Here is a 22315-nt window from a genome sequence, read left to right as displayed (position 1 = left end):
GCCGCCCCGGAAGCGCTGCGCCACGTGTGTCCGGCCCCCGGACCCCTCGTCGATCAATGGCTCCCGGCCGAAGAAACGGCTGCTCGGAAGGATCGTCCGCCCGCGCGCGAACGGTGCCACACTGGATGGCGTGGCGGAGACCGATCGGCAGCTCACTCAGCGGCTGGAGCAGGTCATCATGGACCTGCTGGAGCGACGTGCGGCCACTGCTTCGATCTGTCCGTCCGACGCCGCGCGCGCGGCGTACGAGGGCGACGACGGAGGCTGGCGGGCTCTGATGGAACCGGCCCGCCGAGCGGCCTGGCGTCTGGTGGCGGCCGGCGAGGTCGAGGTGACCCGGGCCGGCCGGCCCGTCGCGCGGACCGAAGCCCGCGGACCCCTCCGCATCCGTCGCGCGGGTCGGTGACGGCCAGGCTGGGCGTGCCCCCCCCGTCAACCCGTGAACGCGACGGTCACCCGGGCCACCTCGCGGCCGCTCACGGCGGGTGCCCGTGCCTTCCGGCAGGAGCGGAGCCGGCTGCCGGCTCGCCCGGGCGCGCGGCCCCGGGGAGCGGGCCGCGCGGCGATAACCCCCCGATAACGCCGCCTCCTACCTTCTTCAACTGTAGGAATGGCCGCACCAGAAGGGGGGTGCCCCATGGAGTTCCTGGTCCTAGGGCCGGTGGAGGCTGTACGGGACGGCGAGCGGGTTGCCCTCTCCGGGTCCAAGATTCACACGGTGCTCGCCGCCATGCTGCTGGCGCAGGACCGGGTCGTGTCCGACGCGCGGCTCAGCTCACTGCTGTGGGGCTGGGATCCGCCGGCGACGGCGAGCGCGCAGATCTACACGTACATGTCCCGGCTGCGCAAGCAGCTGGGCGACGAGGCCGAGATCGTACGGCGGCCTCCGGGGTACGTGCTGCGCGCTCCCGGCGCCCTGGTCGACCTGGTCGAATTCCGGCGGCTGGAACGGGACGGCCGGCGGGCGCTGGCGGAACGGCGGTACGAGGAAGCCTCGGAATCGCTGCGCCGGGCGCTGGGGCTGTGGCGGGGACCGGCGCTCGCGAACGTCACCGAGCACCTGCTCGACGCCGAGCTGGCGCCGCTGGAGGAGGAGCGCATGCTCGCCCTGGAGTCCCGGATCGAGGCCGATCTGGAGCTGGGGCGGCACGAGCAGGTGACGGCGGAGCTGACCGGGCTGGTCGCCTCGTTCCCGGTACGGGAGAGGCTGCGAGCCCAGTTGATGACCGCGTTGTACCGGTGCGGCCGGCAGGCGGATGCCCTGCACGTCTACTACGAGGGGCGCGGCGTCCTTGCCGAGCAGCTCGGCATCGACCCCGGCGAGGTGCTCGGATCGACGTACCAGGCCGTGCTGGGCGGTGAGTTGGGGCTCGGGCGGACCGCCGGGGCGCGAGCCGGGCGGATCGGTCCGGTGCCCTCGATGCTGCCCGCCTCCGACGGGGAACTCGTCGGCCGGCAGCGGGAACTGCGGGCACTGCGGGAGCGGCTGGGACACGAGGAGCCCGCACAGCGGCGCGTCCTGGTGACCGGCATGGCCGGCATCGGCAAGACCGCGCTCGCGGTACGGGCCGCCGCCGAGAACGGGGAGCACTTCCCCGACGGGCTGCTCTTCGCCGAACTCTGCGGCTCGGACGGCGCCCCGCGGGCTCCGCGCGCTGTACTCGCGCAGTTGCTGCGGGCGCTCGGTGAGGGTGACCCGAACCTGCCCGCGGGCGACCTGGACGAGCTGGTACGGCTGTACCGGACGCGGACCGCCGGCCGGCGGCTGCTGCTGGTGCTGGACAACGTCTCCGGCGATCGGCAGCTCGCTCCGCTGCTGCCGGCCGGGCCGTCCGCCGTCCTCATCACCAGCAGGCGGCGGCTGGCCCGGGTGACGGCGGGCGACACGTTCGCGCTGCCGCTGCTGGACGAGGAGGCGGGCCTCGATCTGCTGGCCGCCCGCGCGGGGCGGCAGCGGCTGCTGGAGGACCCGGACCGGGCCGAGGACCTGGTGGCGTACTGCGGCGGACTGCCGCTGGCGCTGGCCATCGCGGGCGCCCGGCTGGCGGCCCGGCCGCACTGGACGGCGGCCCGGCTGGCCGACCGGCTCGCCGACCCCACCGGCCGGCTGGCCGAACTCGCCTTCGGCGACCTCGACCTGAGCCGGGTCCTGGGGTCCTCGGTGGAGGAGCTCGGAGCGGTCGAGCGGTCGGTGTTCGGGGCGCTCGGCGGAGCGGACGGCGAGCCGTTCTCCGCGCGGTGGGCCGGTGACCGGCTCGGACTGCCGGAGGACATGGCGGAGAACGCCCTGGAGTCCCTCGTCGACGCCGCGCTCCTCGAACTGTCCGGACTCGACGACCAGGGACGGCCGTTGTACCACTGCCACGAGCTGGTACGGCTGCTCGCGGCGGCGTCCGAGCGGGAACCACGGAGCCCGCGGGAGCAGGAGTCCGCGCCGGCGCTCGCGGCCCCGTGGGGCACGCCCGCCACCGGGGCGGGGTGAGCCGACCGTGTCGCTGTCCCTGTTCCTGTGCCTGTACGTGGCGCTGCCCGTGTGCGTGTGCCTGTACGCGGTCTCCTTCTCGGCGTCGCCCTCGTACGGGGTGTCCGGTGAGCCGGACACCTCACCAGGCCCCGCGGGCGCGGGCACGGGTGAAGCCGGGGCCGGCCGTCAGCAGGGCAGGGGCGATGATCTCCTGGGCGATCCGCCAGGCGTCGGAGACGACGCGCTCGCGCGGAGGCCGGGGGGACCGCGTGACGGCCAGCGCGGTGACCGACCAGACCGCGGCCACGGCTGCGGCGGCGCGGACGTCGGGGGTCGGGCGGGCGGGGCGGATACCGGTGCCCGAGACGTCCATGCGCAGACCGAGCTCGGCGGCCTGGCGGTGCTGCGCGTAACGGGCCGCACCGGCATCGGGGTGGGCGAACACAGCCGCCGACAGGGGGTGTTCGTAGGCCGCGCGCACCCAGGTGGAGAACCGCAGCCGCTCCCGGTTCTCCCAGCCGCCGGGTGCGGAGGGGCCGGGGTCGATCCGCTGGACGGCCTCGGCGAGGGTGTCGAAGTACGCGGCCAGTTCGGCGGCGGACAGGTGACCTGTGCGGGGTTCGCGGAGTGTGGTGTCGAGGTCCGCGGGACGGGCAGGCGGTGCGACGGATTCCGTGGTCATGATGCGTGACGTCCTCTCTCGGAGTGCGGCCGGGACTGCGGCCGGAGCGCGGCGTGCCGGGGGTGGGCCGCCGGGTCACGGGCCGGTGGGCGGATGGAGGTGGACCGGACCGCGGGCAGCGGGACCGGCCGCGCGGGCCAGGGCCACCGCGAGGTGGTCGGAGAGGCGCAGGTCCTCCACCGTCCACTCGGTGGGGCGGCCGATGCCGTGGTGGGTGACGCGCAGCGGGCCGTCCCGGTCGGGGTGGGTCTCCAGCTGGTCCAGTTCCGTGCCGACGAGGCCCACGCCGACCGCCTTGACGACGGCCTCCTTGCGGGTCCAGACCCGGTGGAACGCGGCGTGCCTGTCCGGGCCCGGCGCCATGGCGTCCAGATGGCGCCGCTCGGCCTCGGTCAGTACGGACCCGGCGAACAGGGTCTCGCGGACCGGGCGCAGCGCCTCCGCGTCGACGCCGACGGCGAGGCCCGCGCCGACCGCGAAGACGCCCCAGCCGGCCGTACGGCTCAGGCTGATGGCCAGCGGGAGCGCGGGACGCACCAGCAGGGGCGGGCCGTGGTCGTCCGCGCCGCAGCCCGGGCAGCGCCGGTGCCCCAACCGGGCGGTGGCCGGGGAGATGTCGAGCAGCTCGCCCAGCGCCCGGCGGGCTCCGGCCCGGGTGCGCACGAACTCGGCGGCGTCCCGTTCGGCGAGCATGCCGAGGGCCCGCCGGAACTCCTCCGTGCCCAGCAGCGCGAGGTCGGCGGGGTCGACCCGCTCGGGGCAGCGCCACCACCACACGTGCGCCTCGCCTCGGGCGATGATCCGATCGGCGGCGGGGGCGGGGCCCGACACCAAGGGGACGTCGCCGCCGAGGCGGGTGTCCTCATCGGCGCTCCGAACGCGCCGCTGAGCGACGTCGCCGGCTCCGGCATCCGTGCCGGGATGGACATCTCCGTCGGCGGTACGGGCCTCGGTCCGGCCGGCATTCTGACCGGTCGCGCCGGTCCCACAGGGGCCGGCCGCCTCGCCCTCGGTGGTACGGGGCTCCTCTTCCGCCCTGCCGGGGGTGTCCGCCCGGCTTCGATCGCGTGGGAGTGTCATGTCCCGCGTCTCCTTTCCGCACCCGTCCGCCGGGGCGACCGGGCTGTTCAGATGTACTCAGATGTGTACGGTCACTGTTCTCGAGCCTCCTCCTCAGGACTATTGACGGCCTATACCGACGCCCCATAGGGGCGCGATAGGACGGGCTCCCAGAATTGCCCCGGACATTGCCGACAACCTGAGGAATCTCTCCTATGACTCAGATTCAGATGCTGGGTCCGGCCGCGTCGAACACGGTGGCCGGGCATGAACTCAGCGAACGGGAAAGGGAGCAGCTGGTGGCCCTGACCCGTCGGCTGACCGGCCCGGGGCACCCGCTCATCGACAGCTCGGAGTGGCTGGGCGCGGCCCTCACCGCCTCCTCGTCGATGCCTCGTACGCTGCTGGCCACGCTGCGTGCGTTCCGGCACGATCCGGGTCGGGACGGGGTGCTGCTGCTGCGCGATCTGCCGGTGGTGGCGGGCGATCCGCTGCCGCCGACGCCGAGCGTGCCGAATTCCGTCGAGCGCGTTCCGACGACCGCCGCCTCCGTCATCACTTCACTGATGCTGCAACTCGGCGAGGTGATCTCTTTCCGGAGCGAGAAGAACGGCGCCCTGGTGCAGAACGTGGTGCCGGTACCGGGCCGCGAGGAATCACAGAGCAACGCCGGTTCCGTACTCCTGGAATTGCACGTGGAGAACGCCTTCCACGACAACCGGCCCGATTACGTGGGGCTGCTGTGCATACGGGAGGACCCGACCGGCGACGCGAAACTGTGCACCTCCTCCGTCCGGCGCGCGCTGCCGCTGCTGTCGGAGGAGGCGCGCCGGGTGCTCGCCGAGCCGCGGTTCCTGACCGAGCCGCCGCCGTCGTTCGGCGGCCTAGACAGCGTCCGGTCGGCGCACCCGGTGCTCCTGGGCGACCCGGAGGACCCCAATGTGCTGGTGGACTTCGCCGCCACCCACCCGCTGGACGACATGGCGAAGGCGGCGATGGCGGAGCTGCGGGAGGCGTTCGTCGAGACGATGACGGCGCACCGGCTGCGGGTCGGTGACTTCGCCGTCGTGGACAACCGGGTCGCGGTGCACGGCCGTACCTCCTTCGTTCCGCGCTACGACGGGGCGGACCGCTGGCTGGAGCGGGTCTACGCGCACCTGGACAACCGCCGCAGCCGGGTGGACCGCAAGGGCGGTGGCGCGATTCTGGACTAGGACAGGACGGCGACCCACGGCTGAAGGGCCGGCCCCGCGGGGCCGGCCCTTCAGCCGTGGGTGCCGCGGTGGGGTGCCGTCACTGGCGGGAGCCGATGACGTCCGCGGGGCGGCCGGTCAGGGACAGCCGGCCCGGCACGACCGTCGCCAGCAGGGCCAGGACACCGGCGAAGCCGATGACGCCCAGGTACATCAACGGGTCGACGGAGGGTGCCGCGGCGCCCGTCATGCCGATGCTGAACGCGGTCAGGACGGCGAAGGCGATGCCGCTGCCGAGCGCCGCGGCGATGAGCACCACGACCAGGGACTCGATGCGCAGCATGCCCATGACCTGCCGGCGGGTGGTGCCGACCAGGCGCAGCAGGGCGAACTCGCGGAAGCGGTCGGAGACCGACATGGCGAGGGTGTTGACCACGGCGATCGCGGTGAACGCGATGATCAGCCCCATCGCGACGTAGTTGACCTCGGCGTTGGCCTGCTGCACCTCGGCCTGGAGGTCCTCGACCTGGCCGCGGTCCAGGACGCCGACGCCCGGGAACGCCCCGACGGCCTTCTGCAGCTGCTCGCGTCCCACGGTGCCGTCGTCGGCGGTCTGGACGAGGACGGAGGAGGCGAGCGGGTTGTCGACGTGCCGCGCGAGAAGGTCGTGGGCCATGGTCAGGTCGCCGAAGCCGAGTCCGCGGGCGTAGACGGCGGCCACCTTCAGGGTGACGACGGTGCCGTCGCCGAGGGTGATCTTGAGGGAGTCGCCGGGCTTCTTGCCGAGGTGGTCGGCGGCGACCTCGCTGAGCGCGACGCTGCGGGTGCCGAAGCCGGCCAGTGTTCCCTCGCTGACGTCCGGGTCCCAGTTCGTGCGCAGGCCGTCCGTGGACAGGCCCTGCGAGGGGTACTTGTCGAGGCCGACGCGGACGGTCGTACGGACCACCTCGGTGATCGCGGTGACGCCGGGGGTGCCGCGCAGCGCGTCGGCGGCCTGCTCGGGCACGCCGGGGCCGGAGGAGGCGACGACCCAGTCGGCCCGGTTGCCGTCCTTGGCCTGGGCCGAGGCGGCGTCGCCCATCGTGGTCTGCACGAACAGCACCGTGCACGCCATGCCGATGAGCAGGGCCAGCGGGGTGATTGCGGACGCCATCCGTTTGGTGTTCGCGCGGACGTTGGCCGTGGCGAGGTGGCCTGCGACGCGCGAGGCGCGCAGCGGGACGCCCAGGACCGCGACGGCGAGCCGGGCGATGACCGGGCCGAGCAGGGCGACGGCGACGGCCAGCACCACGACGGTCAGGAACGTCACCGGCGTGGACGCCGGCTCGGTCTTCAGCACGCTCAGCACGGCCAGCAGCACGACTCCGCCGGCCAGGGTGAGCGCTCCGGCGAGGAAGCGGCCCCAGGCGAAGCCGGTCCGCTCCATGGCGGATTCGGCGAGCGCCTCGGCGGGCCGGATACGGGCGGTGCGGCGGGCGGAGATGCGGGCCGCGGCCCAGGCGCCCAGCAGCGCGGCGCCGACGGCGGCAGCGAACGGGAAGAAGCTGAAGGTGACCTCCAGGGTGTCGGGGATGGTGCCGAAGCCGACGAACTTGTGGTGCAGCCAGTACGCGATCGGCAGTCCGGCGGCGGCGCCGAGCACGCCGGCGAGCAGACCGACGATCAAGGCCTCGCGGCCGATCAGCTGCCGTACCTGCTTGGGGGTGGCGGCGATGGCGCGCAGCAGGGCGAGTTCGCGGTAGCGCTGCTGGATGGAGAGGGCGAAGGTGCCCACGACCACGAGGATCGCGACCAGCAGCGAGGTGCCGCCGATGGCGCCGCCCATGGAGACGAGCTTGATACGGGCCTTCGCCGCGTCCAGGAACTCGACCGGGCCGCGGTCGCCGCCGGTGACGACCTGGGCGGTGGTGCCGTCCAGTGCCTTCTTCACCTGGGCCGCCAGTTCGGCGGTGCCGACGCCCTTCGCGGGCAGCACGCCGATCGCGGTGATCTGGCCGTCGCGGCCGGAGAGCCGCTGGGCCTCGTCGGTGGAGAAGAACAGCGAGGTCTGCTGCTTCAGGTCGCCGGCGGAGGGTGCCGCGATACCGCTGACGGTGTAGGTGCGGGGGGCGTCGGTCGACTGCACGGTGAGCTTCGAGCCCGTCTTCAGACCGGTGCGGCCGGCCAGTTCGCGGTCCACGACGACGTCGGCGGCGGACCCGGGCGCGGCACCGTCGACCAGCTTGAACGGGGTGAGGGCGGCCGAGGCCCAGGCGTGCCCGTACGAGGGCTTGCCGTCGACGCCCTCGACGACGCGCCCGTCGGGATCGACCGCGTAGGCGGGGAAGGTGATCTCGGGTACGACGGCGCGGGCGCCGGGCACCTTCTCCAGCGCGGTGACGGTGGAGCCGGGCAGCCACACGCGCTCGGCCAGCGGCTTCGCCTTGTGCTTGGTCTTGGTTTTGCCCTTCTTCTTCTTGACGGTGGTCTGATGGACGTTCTGGTCGCCGCCGACGATCACCGGGGCGGCGGCGTACCGCTCGGTGCCGATGGTGCCGCGCAGGCCGGTCTCCAAGAGGATGCCGCACGCGGTGACCAGGGCCGCGGCGCACATCAGCGCCAGGAACGCGCCGATGAATCCGCCCTTGCGCGCCTTGAGGGTCTGGAAGGCGTAACGCAGCATCAGGCCCACGCTCCCAGGTGCGTCATCCGGTCCGCGACGCGCTCGGCGGTCGGGGCGTGCATACGGTCGACCAGGCGGCCGTCGGCGAGGAACAGGACGGTGTCGGCGTACGAGGCGGCGACCGGGTCGTGGGTGACCATGACGACGGTCTGGCCGGTGTCGTCCACGCAGGACCGCAGCAGCGAGAGGATCTCCTTCGCCGTCACGGTGTCCAGGGCGCCGGTCGGCTCGTCGCCGAAGATGACGTCGGGACGGGTGATCAGGGCGCGGGCGATGGCCACGCGCTGCTGCTGGCCGCCGGAGAGTTCGGCGGGGCGGTGGGCGGCCCGGCCGCCGAGGCCGACGCGAGCCAGGATCTCCTCCAGCCACCGCTTGTCCAGGCGCTCGCCGGCCAGCCGCAGGGGCAGCTCGACGTTCTGGCGCACGGAGAGGGACGAGATCAGGTTGAACGCCTGGAAGACGAAGCCGATGCGCCGGCGGCGCAGCTTGGTCAGCTGGGTCTCGTTCATCCCTCCGAGCTCTGTGTCACCGATCCAGGCGCGGCCGGAGGTCGGCTTGTCGAGGCCGGCCGCGCAGTGCAGGAAGGTCGACTTTCCGGAGCCGGACGGTCCCATGACCGCGGTGAACGAACCGCGCTCGATGTCCACGGATACGCCGTCGAGGGCCCGGACGCCACGGCCGTTCCTGCCGTAGACCTTGCTGACCTCGTCCAGCCGCAGGGCGTGGCTCCGGGTGACGGTGCCGCTGCGCGGCTCGGTGTTGGTCCTCTCGGTCATCATGCGTGACCAGTCCTCTCCATCCATCGTCGCGTGGGGCGGTGAGCACCTCCGCCGACAGCGCAGGTGCATCGGATCGAACCTGGCCGTCCGATCTATATCGGCCCTATGGGAGGGGGCTCGACGGGTGCGCCGGGGCATGGGTTCCAGCCGATGACGCGGAGGATCGTCCGAAAGTGGGCGGGTGCGGTGGCTCGGGCGCGGGCGGGTGGGGGCGGGGCTCGGAGAGGTCTGGGAGCGCGGCCCGGTTGCCGGGGCTCGGGCAGAACCGGCTGCGGCGCCCGCCGGTCGGCGGCCTTCGGCCGGACCGGTGGGCGCCGTTGTGCGGGTCGGCCGTGTTCCCGTCAGGTGCGGCGCCGGGTCCAGCGGAGGATCAGCGTCGCCGTTACCGCCGCGGCGCTCGTCGTGTAGGCGGCTACCACCCAGAGGGCCGGGGGGCGGCCCGCTGTGAGGCCGTGGATCATGGCGGCGGCCCAGGCGGCGTAGGAGGCTCCGTGGAGGATGCGGAACGGACGGATCCAGCGGCGCCGGGCGAAGACGCCGCGCCAGATGCCGGTGGCGAGGGCGAGCAGGAAGAGGTGGCAGGCGAGGGTGCCCAGGCCGACCAGGGCGTCGCCGCTGCCCCATCCGAGCGCTGCGGCCGCGGCGTCCACCCGGCCGCCCGCCACCTTCACGCCGATGTGGGTCAGCAGCGCGCCGACGCCCACCGCGCCGAGCGCGCGGTGCAGGCGCTGCGCGTGCGAGCGGACCGCGGGCGGCAGCAGTCCGCGCAGGGCGGTGGCCAGGCCGAGCACGACGGCCGCGGAGAGGGCGACCAGGGCGATGACGCCGGCCATCCGGTCCAGGAAGTCGCGCAGGGCGCCCGCGGCGAGCACGCCGGTCAGCAGGGCGGCACCGGCCGCGGCGAGTCCGCCGACGATGAGAGCGGCGCCGGGGGACGGGGTGTGCGGGGGGCCCTTGCGGGCCGGCGGGGGTTCGGGGGGCGGGGTGAGGACCGGGCTGGCGGTGCCGATGGTGTGGGTCATCGTTTCTCCCTCGCGGGGATGCCGACCGGACGGTTCCCGGCCTCCGCCGGGGAGGGCCGGGGGCCGGGAACCGTGGTGCCCCGGGAGCCGGGGGACGCTCCCAGGGGTGGACCGTACCGACGGGTCGATACGGGGGTCAGGCGGGCGGATGGACGTGGACGGGGCCCAGCGGGCCGGCGGACGGGCGGGACAGGGAGGCCGACCAGGGGCCCGGCAGGTGCAGGTCCTCGACGTGCCAGGTCGTGGTGCGCTCGCGATGCACGTGGCGCACGGTCAGCGGCCCGTCCGTGGACGGGTCCACGTCCAGGGTGTTCAGCGGCATGCCCATCAGGCCCAGGCCGACCGCCTTGACGACCGCCTCCTTCCGGGTCCAGGCCCGGTGGAAGGTCCTGGTGCGCTCCGGGCCCTCGGCGAAGGACATGACCTGTGCGCGTTCGTTCGGCGTCAGGACCAGTTCCGCCAGTGCCGCGGACTCCACCGTGCGGTACGCCTCCACGTCGACGCCCACCCAGTCGCCCGCCCGGACCGCCAGCACACCGCAACCGGTGGTGCGGGACAGGCTGACCGCGAGCGGGACGGGCGGCCGGACGACCGCGGGCGGGCCGTGTTCGGCGTCGCCGCAGCCTGGGCAGACGCGCCGGCCGAAACGGACGGACTGCGGGGCCACGCCCAGCAGTTCGGCCACCGCCCGGCGGGCGCCGGCCCGGGTGGTCGTGAAGGCCGCCGCGTCCCGCGCCGCGTGGAAGCGGCGGGCACGTGCCCGTTCCGCCTCGTCCAGCAGCGCGAAGTCGACCGGATCCACGGCCTCGTGCAGCGGCCACCACCACACGTGTGCCGCACCGTTCTCCTCCAGCCGGGCCACCACCGTGCGTGCCGTCTCCGGCACGTACACGTCGCTGATGTCCGCCGCGTGATCGATGTGCGCGGCGGCCGGGGCCGATAGCGATGCCATCTCTCCTCCTCTCTTCTCGTCACGGCCGGTCTCAGGCCAGTCCGTTGAGGCGCAGGAGGAGTTCCTTCACCTCGGTGGCGTGGTAGCGGTCCCGTTCCTGGGCCGGGTCCGAGCACAGCAGCAGCGGCCCGTCCCGGTCGTCGGAGGGCAGCCGTCCGTGGCTGCCCCTGACCAGGCCGGGATCGAGCGGCACCACGGTCAGCGGTGCGCGCATCCCGGCCTTCTTCCGCAGCACGGTCAGTGCCGCCTTCGCCTTCACCGCCGGGATCGACGGGTCGAAGAAGAGCTCGGCGGGGTCGTAGCCCGGCTTGCGGTGGATGTCGACGCCGCGCGCGAAGTCGGGTGCGCGGGCGTCGTCGAGCCAGTAGTAGTAGGTGAACCAGGCGTCCGGTTCCGCGACCACCACGAGCTCACCGGAGTTGGGGTGGTCGATGCCGTGATCGGCCTGCTGGGTGCGGTCCCAGATCTCGTCGACGCCGTCCAGTGCCTTCAGCACGTCCCGCACCCGCGGAACGTCGGCGGGGTCGGCCACGTAGACGTGCGCGGCCTGGTGGTCGGCGACGGCGAACGCCCTCGAGGTGTGCGGGTCGAGGTACTCCATGCCGCGCTGGGTGTACACCGATAGCAGTCCCTCGCGGCGCAGGGCGCGGTTGATGTCGACGGGCCGGCTCACCGCGGTGATGCCGTACTCGCTCAGCGCGACCACCGTCGTGCCGCGATCCCGCAGGTCGGCGAGGAGCGGGGCGAGGGCCGCGTCGGTCTCCCTGGCGGCGCGGACGGCCTGCGGGCTGTCCGGGCCGTACCGCTGGAGGTCGTAGTCGAGGTGCGGGACGTAGACGAAGGTGAGGTCGGGGCGGCGGCGGTCGACGACGTACCGGGCGGCGCCCGCGACCCAGCGGGTGGAGGCGATCGACGCGGTCGGGCCCCAGTACTGGAAGAGCGGGAAGTCGCCCTGGGCGACGGTGAGTTCGTCGCGCAGGGAGGCCGGGACGGTGTAGCAGTCCGGGGACTTGCGGCCGTCGTGGTGGTAGACGGGGCGGGGGGTGAGGACGGTGTCGACGTCGGCGCCCATCGCCCACCACCAGCACAGGTAGGCGGTGGAGTGCTCCGGGTCGCGGCGGCGGGCCGCCTGCCACACCTTCTCGCCGCGCACCAGCCCGTTGTGCTGGCGCCACATCATGACCTCGCCCTGGTCACGGTGGTACCAGCCGTTGGCCACCGCCCCGTGCTCGCGCGGCAGTGCCCCGGTGGTCAGGGTGGCCTGCACGGTCGCGGTGACGGCCGGGAAGACGGTGTCCAGGCGGGCGGTGAAGCCCTGCTCGCCGACGGCGCGCACGTGCGGCATCTCATCGAGCAGCCGTCGGGTCAGGCCGACCGTGCACAGCACGGCGACCCGCCGGCCCGTCCGGTCGCCGGTCACGACGTCACCTGCGTGAGACCAAGGGCCAGCAACTCATCGCGCATGAAGGTCATTTCGGCGGCCAGTCCGGTCACGAGGGCGTCGTCGTGGTGGCCCGGCAGCACGGACCAGGTGTAGGTCTCCACCTCGACGTGGTGAGTGAGCGCCCGCTCCCCCGCGAACATTGTCCGCAGGGTCTCACGCAGCACCTCGCGGGTGCCGGCCAGCGGCGGCGGGGGCTCCTGGTGCAGGGGCACGTGGTAGTGGATGCGCCAGGGCGCCCGGCCCGGCAGCGCGCCCGCGAGCGCGCCCCCGAGGTCGTCGCAGGCCAGCAGCGTCCCGTCCGGGCCCGCCTCCCTGGTCTGGTGCAGGAAGCGCCGCTCCGCGAAGGGTGCGAGCACCTCGCGTACGGAGCTCTCGGCGGGGTCGGGGACCTCCAGCGCGGTGGACGCCTGGAGTTTGACCACCGGGACGCCGGCCTCGCGCAGCCGGGCCAGGGCGGCGGCCGGTTCCTCGTGGGCGACCGCGAGGTGGCAGGCGTCGACGCAGACGCCGATCCACTGCGGGTCGGTGCCGGCCAGGACTTCGACGGCCTGCTCGGTGGTCTCCGCCACGCAGCCGGGCTCCGGTTCGATGCCGACCCGTACGGTCTTGCCGGTGTCGGCGGCGATCTGCTTCAGCCCCTCCGCGAGCGCGTCCAGTTGGCGGGCCGCGGTGGTGCGCTGCGCCGAGGTCCACACGGTGCGCCAGGCCAGCGGCAGGGTGGAGATCGAGCCGTGCGAGGTGCCCTCGGGCAGCAGCCCGGCGAGCACCCGGGCCAGGTTGAGCGTGTACTCCAGACGGGCCGGTTCCGACCAGTCCGGGTAGTACACGGCCCGTTTCACGACGGGAGCGTGGAAGCCGCGGTAGGGGAAGCCGTTGAGGGTGACCGTCTCCAGGCCGCGGGTGCTCAGCTCGCGGCGCAGCCGGGCCACGCCCGCGGGGTCGGCGGCGAGCGCGCCGGCCGTCTCGGCGGGCAGCCACAGGCCGATGCCGATCAGCCGGGCACCGGCGGCGACCCGCACCGGTTCGGCGTACGCGGCGAGCTGGCCGACGATGCCGTCGAGGGTCTCGGCGGGGTGCACGTTGGTGCAGTACGCCAGGTGGACGGTGCTGCCGTCAGGGTGTCGAAAGCGCATGAGGGGACCTCAGCTCCCACCGCGGGCGATGGAGTTGCCCGCGAACAGTCCGGCGGCCTGGGTCTCGTTGTATCCGTCGAGGTCCAGCCGGCCCGACTGCCCGTAGAAGCTGACGGGGTTGCGCCACAGGACCCGGTCCACGTCGTCCTCGTCGAAGCCGGCGGCGAGCATCGCCTCGGCGGTGGCGCGGGTCAGCAGCGGGTCACTGTGGCCCCAGTCGGCCGCCGAGTTGACGAGCACGCGCTCGGTGCCGAAGCGTTTCAGAACGGCGACCATGCGCTCGGCGGTCATCTTGGTGTCGGGGTAGATGGAGAAGCCCATCCAGCAGCCGCTGTCGGCGACCTCGCCGACGGTGATCTCGTTGAGGTGGTCCAGGACGACCATGGCCGGGTCGATGCCGGAGGCGCGGACCACGTCCAGGGAACGCCGGGTGCCGCCCTCCTTGTCGCGGTGCGGGGTGTGCACCAGGGCGGGCAGTCCGTGTTCCGCGGCGAGTTCCAGCTGCCGGGCGAAGGCGAGTTCCTCGGCGTCGGTGACCGTGTCGTAGCCGATCTCACCGACCGCGACCACGCCGTCCTTGGCGAGGTAGCGCGGCAGCAGATCGAGGACCGGCAGGCAGCGCGGGTCGTTGGCCTCCTTGGGGTTCAGGCCGATCGTGCAGTAGTGGCGGATGCCGAACTGGGCGGCCCGGTAGGGCTCCCAGCCCAGCAGCGAGTCGAAGTAGTCGGTGAAGCTCGCCGGGTGGGTGCGGGGCTGGCCGAGCCAGAACGCGGGCTCCACCAGGGCCCGGACGCCCGCGGCGTGCATCGCCTTGTAGTCGTCCGTCGTACGGGACGTCATGTGGATGTGGGGATCGAAGATGCGCATGGCCGTGGCTTCCGCTCGGGGTGGGTGAGGTCAGGCGTCGTACGGGGCTCGGTCCGCGGCGAGGTCCGCGGTGACGTCCGCGGCTTCCTGCGTGGCGACGAGCCACAGGTCGGCCGGTACGGTCCGGCCGGCGGCCCGCCGTTCGGCGGCGAACCCCTGTGCCATGCGGGCGAGTTCGGCGTCACGGCGTTCGTGCAGCCCTGCGACCCGGTGCAGCGGGATGCCGGTGAACAGGCACTTCAGTACTGCCTGGCGCCAGCGGTACTGGTCCAGGTGGACGCGCGCGTACGGGCCGAGCGCGGCCGCGATCAGCCGGGTGTCGTTGGTGCGCAGTGCGTCGTCGGTGAGCATCAGTCCGGCGGCGCCGATGGGCAGGAACGGCAGGGCGTGCAGGACGCCCCGGCGTTCGGCGGCGTCGCCGCCGTGGTACCGGGCGGCCGCCTCCGCGGCCGGGTCGCCTGCCCGCGCCGGCAGCCGCAGCAGCAGGACGGTCCGGATGCCGTCCTCCACGCTCCAGCCGGCCCAGCCGGGCAGCGGGCCGCGTCCGTAGTACCGGCCGGCCGCGGGGAAGCGGGTGTCCAGGGCGGCGGCGCCCTGTTCGGCGACGGCGGCGGTGTCCCGGACGAAACGGTTCCGCTGGTCCGGGGAGAGGACGGAGAGCAGGGACTCCCTCAGCGTGCGCACGGTCAGGGCGTCGTGGACGGCCCCGGGCGCCTGCGTCAGCGTGGGTGCGGTCATGTCGGTGTGACCTCCTTCGAGAGGTGTGCGGGCGCACGCGGAGTACGGGGCGGGGGTGCGGCGGTACGGGTACGGGATGCGGGTGCGGCGATACGGGATGCGGTACGGGACGCGGGTACGGCGGTACCGGACGCGGGTGCGGGTGGGCCGGTACGGGTCGCTGGTGCGGCGGTACGGGACGCGGGTGCGGCGGTACGGGCCTCCGCGGCGCGCAGGAACTCGATGCTGTGGCGGGCCGTCACGGTCGCGGCGTGGCTGTGCCGGGGCAGCTCCACGGAGACCAGGCCGCGGTACCGGGCCGCGCGCAGCGCGTCGAGGACCGGCGGGAAGTCGATCTCCCCCGCCCCGAACGGCAGGTGCTCGTGCACGCCCCGCCGCATGTCCTCGATCTGCACGTGGGCCAGCGAGTCGGCGGCCAGCTCTACGCACCGAGGCTCCGGGTACGGCTCCAGACAGCGGCAGTGCCCGATGTCCAGGGTCAGCCCCAGCCGGTCCGGCGCGCCCAGCGCCCGCCACAGCCTGCGGTACCCGGCCAGGTCGGCGACGAGCATGCCCGGCTCCGGCTCGAACGCCAGCCGGACCCCGGCCCGCTCGGCGTCGGCGAGGGCCGTCGCACAGCCCTCCTCCAGCCGCCGCCAGGCCTCGTCCCGGGTGGTGCCGGGGTCGGGCGTTCCGCTCCAGAAGTGCACGGCCTCGGCGCCCAGTTCGGCGCCGACGACGATCGCGCGCCGCAGCAGCTCCTGCCGGGCGGCCCGCCCCTCGGGCTCGGCGCTCAGCAGCGTCGGCCGGTGCTTGCGCATCGGGTCGAGCAGATAGCGCGCCCCGGTCTCCACGACCACGGCCAGCCCGGCCCGCCGGATCGCCCGCCCCGCGTCCCGGACACGGGCCGCCAGGTCAGGGGCGTACGGGTCGAGGTGCTGGTGGTCGAGGGTGAGCGAGACCCCGTCGTACCCGAGGTCGGCGAGGACCGCGAGAGCGTCGGTGAGCCGGTGGTCGGCGAAGCCGTTGGTGCCGTAGGCGAAGCGGAGGGGCTCCGCTCGTGCGGGGTGCGGCTCCTGTCGGGGGACGGTTTCGGGTCTGACCGGACCGGCGTCGGCCGTCACGACCGGGCGGGCTTCGGTCGCTGCCGCACCGGCACCGGAGCCGGCCGGGTGCGTGCCGGGCCCGTGGCCCTGGTGGGCTGTCATGTCGGGGACACCTTCCGGGCGAGGCGGGCTGTCTGGGGCAGGACCGCGGCAAGCAGGGCGGCGAGCTTCGGAGAGCCGGTGCGGGAGACGAGGGCGGCCTGGAGGGGCAGGAGGGCGTGGATGCCGGCGCCGACCGCGGCCCGGGTCCGCGCGGCGCCCGGGTCGCGCAGGGCGGCCCACTGGGCGCGGGCACAGGTGACCGCGTAGACGGTGGCGGTCAGTACGGTCACGGCGGTCACGGCGATGGAGCGGCCGGGCAGCCGTGGCGCGTCGGTGCCGATGCCGGGGCCCGAGCGCGCGGCGGAGCCGACGAGGTGACGCAGCACGGCGGACAGGGTGGCCGGTGGGCCGTCCGGCGCAACGCCGTGGCCCGAGCGCGCGGCGGAGCCGACGAGGTGACGCAGCACGGCGGACGCGGTGTCCGATGGGCCGCTAGACGCCTGACGCACCACGGCGGACGCCGTGTTGGGACGCAGACGCTCGGGGGCACGCAAGGTGCCGGCCGTCGCTGCCAGGGTCACCGCCGCCGTGGCCGCCAGCGACAGCAGGGGCTCGCGGCCCGCCGTGCCGTTCACCTCGTGGCGGCTGAGCCGGGTCAGTGCCCAGGTGTGGGCGCCGACCGTGGCCGCGGCGCGCAGCGCGGGACCGGCCGGCGAGGGGCCGGTGCCGTGCAGCACGTCGAGGGCACGGGCCGCCGCCATCGCGACGGGCCCCAGCGGGGTGTGCTTCAGGCCGAGGTCGTACGCCCACACGGTGGCTGCGAGCGGCAGGGTCCGGCGCAGCAGGACGCGGCGGCCGCCGGCGAGCGCGCCCAGGCCGAGGCCCGCGGCGGTGAGCCCGCCGGCGATGCCCAGGGCGGCCCCGGCGCTGATCCGCCCGGACGGCACCGGGCGTTCGGGGCGTTCGCGGGCGTCCTCCTCGCGGTCGGCCCAGTCGTTGAGAGCCATGCCGGCCCAGTACAGGCTGACGGAGGAGGCGGCGAGGAGCAGGGTCCGCCCGCCCGCCGGGCGGCCGGCGCTGAGCGCACCGGCCAGTACGTCGCCGGGGACGGTGAGCGCGGCGGGCGCCCGTACCAGCTCGGCGACCGCGGCGGCGTGCTGCCGGACCGCCACGGAACGGGGACGGTACCCGGTGTCGTACCGGGGGCGGGGTGCACCGGAGGGCGTCTCCCGCGCCGTCCGGAACGCCGTAGACGCCGCCCGGGCCGCCGCGCGGCACGCCGTGAGCGTGTCGCGGGCGCCGCGGGTCAGGTCACGCAGGGTACGGCGGCGGGGACCCGGCTGCCGGGGTGCCGAGGCGCCGGAGGCGCCGGCGACCGGCGGCGGAGCGGTCGCGGTGGTCATCGCGCCACCTCGGACCGGCGCGCGGGCTCGGCGGAGGTGGCCGCCCACTCGGTCAGGGCTCCGTACTGCAGGGTCAGGTTGTGCTCCGCGGAGGCCGCCGGGTCCTTGAAGAAGAAGCCGAGCGCGGGCAGCGCCCCGCTCTCCCCGCGGCGGCGGGCCAGCGCGGCGAGCCGGACCAGGTCGAGGACGAGCGGCGCCGCCAGCGCCGAGTCGCAGCCCTGCCAGGTGAACTGCAGGGTCATGCGCACGCCGAGGAACCCCTCGAAGGTGATGTGGTCCCAGGCGGTCTTCCACTCCCCCAGCTCCGGCACGTTGTCGATGTGCACGACGCCCTCGACGGCGTGTCCGACGGTCTCCTCCAGGGCGCGCTGCTTGGACTCGGTCTTGCTGCGCGCGGCGGCCGGATCGGCGAGGGTGGCGCCGTCGCCGCCGCCGAGCAGGTTGGTGCCGGACCAGGAGCGCAGCCGCAGCGCGCGCTGCGTGAACATCGGCGCCAGGGCGCTCTTGACCAGCGTCTCGCCGGTCTTGCCGTCGCGGCCCGCGTGCGGCACCCCGCGCAGCCGGGCGAGTTCCTCCAGGGCGGGCAGCGCGGCACCGGTGGAGGGGGTGAAGTTGACGTAGGCGCAGCCGGCGTGGAAGGCGGCGTAGGCGTACAGCGCGCTCGGCGGCAGCAGGTCCGTGCTCGCGGCGAGGGCCTTGTCGAGGTCGGCGAGGTCGAGGAAGGCGGGGTCGGGCTCGGGCAGCGGCTCGGTGGAGGAGACGTTGACGACGACGACCTGCTCCAGGCCGTGCCGCGTGCGGAAGTCGTCGATGTCGGCGGCGAGGCGGCGCGCGGTGGTGTACTGGGGCTCGTCGGGCAGCGGCGAGCCGTCGCGGACTTCGGCGTCGGCGGCCTCCAGGGCCGGGCGCACCGCGGCCACGAGGGGGGCGGGCAGGACGCCCGCGTGGGCCAGTTCGCCCGCCCTCACCGTCAGCGGCACGTCGACGACGTCGTGGCCGCCGAAGACGAGGTCGGCGAGGTCCGGCAGGCCGGCGCCGGCGAAGTCGGGGGACTCGGTGACGCATCCGGTGGCGGAGGCGAGGCCCGCTGCGATGGCGGCCACGCCGGCGACGGCGGTGGTCGCGACCGAGCCTCGGGCGCCGACCAGCCAGACGCCGACACGGGGTGAGGATCCGAGGGAGCGGGCATTGTCCTGCATGGTGAGCGTGCCTCCTGCGCTGGGACGGGGCTGAGCCGGTCGAGACGGGTCGAGACGGGTTGGGCCGGATCGAAACGGGGGCCGGATCGAGACGGGGGCCGGATCGAGACGGGGGCCGGATCGAGACGGGGGCCGGATCGAGACGGGGGCCGGTGGGGGGCGCCACAGGGGGCGCCCCTGCCCGGTTGTGTCCGTGCCTGCAGCTGCTTGCGGCTACGGGCGGCTACTTGCCGAGGTCGACCGGGAAGGGCCAGACGTCGAAGGCCTTGTCCAGCTCGGCGCGGTCGCGGCACATCCACTTGGAGGTGACGCGGCGGACTGTCCGCTTCGGCAGGTGCGGGTTGTCGTTGCGGTCCGTGATCGGCTGGGCCAGCGACTGCAGCTCCCAGGCGACGCCCACGAGCCGGTTGATGTGCGTCCAGTAGTGCGGCTTGATGCCGAGGAGCGCGAAGCCGGCCAGGAACGGGTGCCAGCGGTGGTAGGCGTGGGTGGGCGACGGCGGCGTGTAGTTCATCATGTGGACCTTCTGGCCGTCCGGGCGGCGCGGGTCGAACAGCGTGCCCTGGCCGTACTCCTGGAAGGCGAAGAGCAGTCCGCGCGGGTCGCGGCCGTAGAACCGGTCGTAGACCTTGATCTGTTCGCGCGATATGACCTCGAAGGCGGCCTTGTTCGGCTTGATCAGCTCCTTGAAGCTGCGCGGGTAGCGGCCGCTCTTGCGCGTCTCGACCCAGGCGTCGTAGGTCTTGGTGAAGCCGCCGAACGGCGCGACGATGGCGTAGACCGCGTCCGACATCTCCTGGGACGGGGTGTAGTACGACATCTCGTCGTACTGGTACCAGAACTCGTTCGCCCAGCGGTCGCCGACCATGCCCGGGACCTCCGGCAGGGAGGGGTGGCGGTGACGGCCGTGGGCCTCGGCGGGCGTGGCGCCGATGAGAGACGCCGTGGCGGCCACTCCGGCGACACCGAGGGCGGCCCGCAGCGCACTCCTGCGGTCCAGGGTGTTGAGCGTCATGCGCGTTCTCCTTACACGGGGGCGGAAGGGGCGGATTCACGGGGTGTGTCGGGCGAAGTCGCGGGCCGGAGGCCCGGTTGCTTCGCGTGCTATGACTCTCGCGTACGGCCCTATCGGCGACCTATACCGGAAACCGGCAGGTCAGGGCCGGTTTCCGGGCGGGTCTCAGGGGCGCTTCCGGGAGGTGTTCCCGGGACCGCCGGCGGGGGTGTCCCCTGCCTCGGGGAACGGCTCCTTGCGCAGGCCGGGCGAGGCCAGCGCCGCCAGTGCCGTGAGTGCCATGACGGCACTGAGGACGAGGGCGGTGCGCAGGGCGTCCGTGGACTCCAGGAGGAAGCCGGCGGCGACCGGCCCGGCCGCCATGGCGCCCGAACCCACCAGGTTCGCCAGGGCGTTGGCGCGGCCTCGCAGATGGTCGGGCGCGGCCCTGACCAGGAGGACCCCACCGGCGACGTTGAAGACTCCGCCGACGTAACCGCTCGCCGCGAACAGGGCGCCGAGCAGGACGGGGGTGTTCAGGGCGGCGGCCACCGGGACCATGAAGGCCGTCCAGGCGAGCAGTCCGCCCAGGACCAGGGTGCGCAGCGGGAACCGGGTGCTCCACCAGCCGCCGGTGATCGCGCCGACGAGTCCGCCGGCGCCGCTGAGCGAGAGCACCAGGCCGACTTCGAAGGGGGTGCCGTGCCGTTCCTGGATGCCCGCCATCACGGCCAGGTTGAGGCCCTGGAAGAGGATGTTGGTGACGGCGACGGCGGTCATCACGGCCCGCAGGAAGGGCTGCCGCCACATCCACACCAGGCCCTCGCGGATCTCGGTGCCGAGCCGGGCCGGCGGTCCGGTGCGCTGCTGCTGGAGTTTGCCTCGCACTCCGAACAGGCAGATGACGGAGGCCAGTTGGCTGACGGCGGCGGCCGCGTACGGCAGTGAGGCGCCGAGCGCGACGAGTCCGCTGCCGAGCGGCTGTCCGGCGATGGCGGCGCCACGGGTGCGGGCCTCGTTGCCGGTGAGCGCGGCGGGCAGCTGTTCGCGCGGGACGACGGCCGGCACGGCGGCCCGTTCGGCGAGCTGGTGGAGCACGCCGAGGGCGCCCTCTGCGAACGCGGCGACCAGCAGCGCCCACAGCCAGGTGCGTCCGCTGAGCAGCAGCGCGGTCACCGCGACGGCGATCAGTGCCTGGCCGAGCCCGGCGCCGATCATGATGCGCCGCCGGTCGTAACGGTCGACGAGCACCCCGCCCGGGAGCTGCATCAGCAGCATGGGCAGCAGGAGCGCGGTGCCGACCAGTCCGGCGTCCCCCGGCGATCCGGTGGCCCACAGCACGGTCAGCGGATAGGCGACGGCGGTCGCCCGCCCGGCCAGCAGCGACAGCCCCGCGCCGCCCCACAGCAGGGTGAAGTCCCGGTTGCGGCGCAACGGCGGGTGGGGCGCGGACTCGGCAGGTTCCCGCTCCGGCTCCGGTGCGGTGACCGGTGTCGGATCGGACACCTCGGTGACCGTACCCCGCCCGCTCCCGCTCCCGCTCCCCTCGCGCGTCTCCTCCGTCATCAGCCACGGCACTTCCGAGGGGTCCGTGGCCGGACGACCCGTGGTGCCGCTCATCGGGCGACGGCGTGTTCGGGCACCCGGGCCGTCAGCGGGGCGCACGCGTGCTCCAGGACCGCCATGGCGCTGTGCATCTTGTTGGTGGCCTGCGCGAAGGCGATGCTCGCCGGGCCGTCGAGGACGTCCGCCGTGACCTCCTCGCCGCGGTGGGCAGGCAGGTCGTGCATGAAGACGGCCCGGGGCGAGTCGTCCCACAGCCACCGGCCGACCCGGAACGGCGCGAAGATGTCACGCCAGTTCGCGTCCGGCTTGCTGGTGCCGGTGGTCTGCCAGCGAGTGGTGTAGATGACGTCGTACGCCCCCTCGAGGGCGGCCATGTCGTGCCGCTCGGTGATCCGGGCGCCGCTGCGGGCGGCGTGGGCAGCGGCCCGCTCGGCGACGGACGAGGTGAGCCCGTAGCCGGGCGGGGTGCGCAGGTCGAGGTGGACGCCGGGGTAGCGGCCGAGGGCCAGGGCGAGGGCCGCGGCGGTGTTGTTGCCCTCGCCGGCGTAGAGGACGCGCAGGCCCTCGATGCGGCCGAAGTGCCGCAGCAGGGTGGTCAGATCGGTCAGCGCCTGGGTCGGGTGCTCCTCGGCGCTCATGGCGTTGACGACGGCCATCCGGTGCTGGCTCGCCCAGCCGCGCATCTCCTCCTCCGGTCCCGCGGTGCGGGCCACCAGGACGTCGAGCATGCCGGACAGCACCCGGCCGGTGTCCTCGGTGGTCTCGCCGGTGTTGAGCTGGAGGTCGCCGGGCCCGTAGGAGACGAGGGAGGCGCCCAGGCGCAGCGCGCCGGAGGAGAAGGCGGTCCGGGTGCGGGTGGAGGTCTTGGCGAAGTAGACCCCGGTGACCAGGCCGTCCAGCGGGCGGACCGGGTCGGCGAGGCCGGCGGAGAACGCGGCTCCGCGTGCGACGACGCGGTGCAGTTCGTGGTCGGTGAGGTCGTCGACGGAGATGAGGTGGCGCGCGTGGCGCACGTCCCGGAGGACTTCCAT

Annotated in this window: 19 protein-coding genes; 3 read left to right on the top strand and 16 right to left on the bottom strand. The window is 74.2% G+C overall.

The features are described from left to right. The first annotated feature begins 130 nt into the window (after nt 1–130). Both ACFY5B_RS06955 and ACFY5B_RS06950 read left to right on the top strand, forming a co-directional pair. Nucleotides 131–406, top strand: coding sequence for a DUF3253 domain-containing protein (locus ACFY5B_RS06955; protein ID WP_389965589.1), 276 nt, complete (start codon nt 131–133; stop codon nt 404–406). Nucleotides 407–637: 231 nt separating this feature from the next. Next, complete coding sequence (locus ACFY5B_RS06950) at nt 638–2482, top strand: BTAD domain-containing putative transcriptional regulator (RefSeq protein ID WP_389965586.1); 1845 nt, start codon at nt 638–640, stop codon at nt 2480–2482. Between the two features lie 121 nt (nt 2483–2603). Here ACFY5B_RS06950 and ACFY5B_RS06945 read toward each other — a convergent pair whose 3' ends face one another. Both ACFY5B_RS06945 and ACFY5B_RS06940 read right to left on the bottom strand, forming a co-directional pair. Continuing rightward, nucleotides 2604–3146, bottom strand: a complete 543-nt coding sequence (locus tag ACFY5B_RS06945; RefSeq protein WP_389965583.1) for a hypothetical protein — start codon at nt 3144–3146, stop codon at nt 2604–2606. Nucleotides 3147–3221: 75 nt separating this feature from the next. Continuing rightward, a complete protein-coding gene (locus ACFY5B_RS06940; protein WP_389965580.1) occupies nt 3222–4226 on the bottom strand; it encodes a 4'-phosphopantetheinyl transferase family protein in 1005 nt (334 codons plus the stop codon). 194 nt (nt 4227–4420) lie between these two features. Between ACFY5B_RS06940 and ACFY5B_RS06935 the strand changes: the two genes are divergently transcribed. After that, entirely contained in the window at nt 4421–5419 is a 999-nt protein-coding gene (locus ACFY5B_RS06935; RefSeq protein ID WP_389965577.1) for a TauD/TfdA family dioxygenase, read from the top strand. A 79-nt stretch (nt 5420–5498) separates the two neighbouring features. Here ACFY5B_RS06935 and ACFY5B_RS06930 read toward each other — a convergent pair whose 3' ends face one another. The 14 genes from ACFY5B_RS06930 to ACFY5B_RS06865 all read right to left on the bottom strand — a co-directional run bounded on the left by ACFY5B_RS06930 (nt 5499) and on the right by ACFY5B_RS06865 (nt 22315). Next, on the bottom strand, nt 5499–8060 hold the full coding sequence (locus ACFY5B_RS06930; RefSeq protein ID WP_389965574.1) for an FtsX-like permease family protein: 2562 nt from the start codon (nt 8058–8060) through the stop codon (nt 5499–5501). Continuing rightward, nucleotides 8060–8839, bottom strand: coding sequence for an ABC transporter ATP-binding protein (locus ACFY5B_RS06925; RefSeq protein ID WP_389965571.1), 780 nt, complete (start codon nt 8837–8839; stop codon nt 8060–8062). Before ACFY5B_RS06925 ends, ACFY5B_RS06930 begins: the two co-directional genes overlap by 1 nt. A 341-nt stretch (nt 8840–9180) precedes the next feature. After that, nucleotides 9181–9861, bottom strand: a complete 681-nt coding sequence (locus ACFY5B_RS06920; protein WP_389965568.1) for a hypothetical protein — start codon at nt 9859–9861, stop codon at nt 9181–9183. 136 nt (nt 9862–9997) lie between these two features. After that, a complete protein-coding gene (locus ACFY5B_RS06915) occupies nt 9998–10813 on the bottom strand; it encodes a 4'-phosphopantetheinyl transferase family protein (protein WP_389965565.1) in 816 nt (271 codons plus the stop codon). 31 nt (nt 10814–10844) lie between these two features. Further along, nucleotides 10845–12200 (bottom strand): alkaline phosphatase family protein, encoded by a 1356-nt coding sequence (locus tag ACFY5B_RS06910; RefSeq protein WP_389966447.1) that lies wholly within the window; start codon nt 12198–12200, stop codon nt 10845–10847. Nucleotides 12201–12229: 29 nt separating this feature from the next. Then, a complete protein-coding gene (eboE, locus tag ACFY5B_RS06905) occupies nt 12230–13390 on the bottom strand; it encodes a metabolite traffic protein EboE (protein WP_389965563.1) in 1161 nt (386 codons plus the stop codon). 9 nt (nt 13391–13399) lie between these two features. After that, the gene (locus ACFY5B_RS06900) at nt 13400–14257 is read right to left on the bottom strand and encodes a TatD family hydrolase (RefSeq protein WP_389965560.1); all 858 of its coding nucleotides are present in this window, start codon (nt 14255–14257) and stop codon (nt 13400–13402) included. A gap of 30 nt (nt 14258–14287) precedes the next feature. Beyond that, on the bottom strand, nt 14288–14995 hold the full coding sequence (locus tag ACFY5B_RS06895) for an EboA domain-containing protein (RefSeq protein ID WP_389965557.1): 708 nt from the start codon (nt 14993–14995) through the stop codon (nt 14288–14290). Then, entirely contained in the window at nt 14992–16182 is a 1191-nt protein-coding gene (locus tag ACFY5B_RS06890) for a sugar phosphate isomerase/epimerase family protein (protein WP_389965554.1), read from the bottom strand. Before ACFY5B_RS06890 ends, ACFY5B_RS06895 begins: the two co-directional genes overlap by 4 nt. Continuing rightward, nucleotides 16179–17525 carry an SCO3242 family prenyltransferase gene (locus tag ACFY5B_RS06885; protein ID WP_389965551.1) on the bottom strand — a complete coding sequence of 449 codons (1347 nt, stop codon included), beginning with the start codon at nt 17523–17525 and terminating at the stop codon, nt 16179–16181. The genes ACFY5B_RS06890 and ACFY5B_RS06885 overlap by 4 nt, the downstream gene beginning before the upstream one ends. Beyond that, nucleotides 17522–18724, bottom strand: a complete 1203-nt coding sequence (locus ACFY5B_RS06880; protein WP_389965549.1) for an inositol-3-phosphate synthase — start codon at nt 18722–18724, stop codon at nt 17522–17524. The genes ACFY5B_RS06885 and ACFY5B_RS06880 overlap by 4 nt, the downstream gene beginning before the upstream one ends. A 223-nt stretch (nt 18725–18947) precedes the next feature. Further along, the gene (locus ACFY5B_RS06875; protein WP_389965546.1) at nt 18948–19739 is read right to left on the bottom strand and encodes a Tat pathway signal sequence domain protein; all 792 of its coding nucleotides are present in this window, start codon (nt 19737–19739) and stop codon (nt 18948–18950) included. Nucleotides 19740–19904: 165 nt separating this feature from the next. Continuing rightward, nucleotides 19905–21224 carry an MFS transporter gene (locus ACFY5B_RS06870; protein ID WP_389965543.1) on the bottom strand — a complete coding sequence of 440 codons (1320 nt, stop codon included), beginning with the start codon at nt 21222–21224 and terminating at the stop codon, nt 19905–19907. Nucleotides 21225–21334: 110 nt separating this feature from the next. Continuing rightward, nucleotides 21335–22315: an ornithine carbamoyltransferase gene (locus tag ACFY5B_RS06865; RefSeq protein WP_389965541.1), complete on the bottom strand. Its 981-nt coding sequence runs from the start codon at nt 22313–22315 to the stop codon at nt 21335–21337.

Source organism: Streptomyces sp. NPDC013187 (assembly GCF_042899705.1).
Classification (GTDB): Bacteria; Actinomycetota; Actinomycetes; order Streptomycetales; family Streptomycetaceae; genus Streptomyces; species Streptomyces hawaiiensis_A.
This window is presented reverse-complemented; position numbering and strand designations above follow the sequence as displayed.

Bases quoted from the DNA above. Each gene is read 5' to 3' on its own strand.
- ACFY5B_RS06885 (WP_389965551.1), bottom strand. From the start codon at position 17,525: ATGACCACCGCGACCGCTCCGCCGCCGGTCGCCGGCGCCTCCGGCGCC.
- eboE (WP_389965563.1), bottom strand. From the start codon at position 13,390: ATGCGCTTTCGACACCCTGACGGCAGCACCGTCCACCTGGCGTACTGC.
- ACFY5B_RS06920 (WP_389965568.1), bottom strand. From the start codon at position 9,861: ATGACCCACACCATCGGCACCGCCAGCCCGGTCCTCACCCCGCCCCCC.
- ACFY5B_RS06890 (WP_389965554.1), bottom strand. From the start codon at position 16,182: ATGACAGCCCACCAGGGCCACGGGCCCGGCACGCACCCGGCCGGCTCC.
- ACFY5B_RS06930 (WP_389965574.1), bottom strand. From the start codon at position 8,060: ATGCTGCGTTACGCCTTCCAGACCCTCAAGGCGCGCAAGGGCGGATTC.
- ACFY5B_RS06900 (WP_389965560.1), bottom strand. From the start codon at position 14,257: ATGCGCATCTTCGATCCCCACATCCACATGACGTCCCGTACGACGGAC.
- ACFY5B_RS06945 (WP_389965583.1), bottom strand. From the start codon at position 3,146: ATGACCACGGAATCCGTCGCACCGCCTGCCCGTCCCGCGGACCTCGAC.
- ACFY5B_RS06875 (WP_389965546.1), bottom strand. From the start codon at position 19,739: ATGACGCTCAACACCCTGGACCGCAGGAGTGCGCTGCGGGCCGCCCTC.
- ACFY5B_RS06950 (WP_389965586.1), top strand. From the start codon at position 638: ATGGAGTTCCTGGTCCTAGGGCCGGTGGAGGCTGTACGGGACGGCGAG.
- ACFY5B_RS06935 (WP_389965577.1), top strand. From the start codon at position 4,421: ATGACTCAGATTCAGATGCTGGGTCCGGCCGCGTCGAACACGGTGGCC.
- ACFY5B_RS06880 (WP_389965549.1), bottom strand. From the start codon at position 18,724: ATGCAGGACAATGCCCGCTCCCTCGGATCCTCACCCCGTGTCGGCGTC.
- ACFY5B_RS06940 (WP_389965580.1), bottom strand. From the start codon at position 4,226: ATGACACTCCCACGCGATCGAAGCCGGGCGGACACCCCCGGCAGGGCG.
- ACFY5B_RS06915 (WP_389965565.1), bottom strand. From the start codon at position 10,813: ATGGCATCGCTATCGGCCCCGGCCGCCGCGCACATCGATCACGCGGCG.
- ACFY5B_RS06895 (WP_389965557.1), bottom strand. From the start codon at position 14,995: ATGACCGCACCCACGCTGACGCAGGCGCCCGGGGCCGTCCACGACGCC.
- ACFY5B_RS06925 (WP_389965571.1), bottom strand. From the start codon at position 8,839: ATGATGACCGAGAGGACCAACACCGAGCCGCGCAGCGGCACCGTCACC.
- ACFY5B_RS06865 (WP_389965541.1), bottom strand. From the start codon at position 22,315: ATGGAAGTCCTCCGGGACGTGCGCCACGCGCGCCACCTCATCTCCGTC.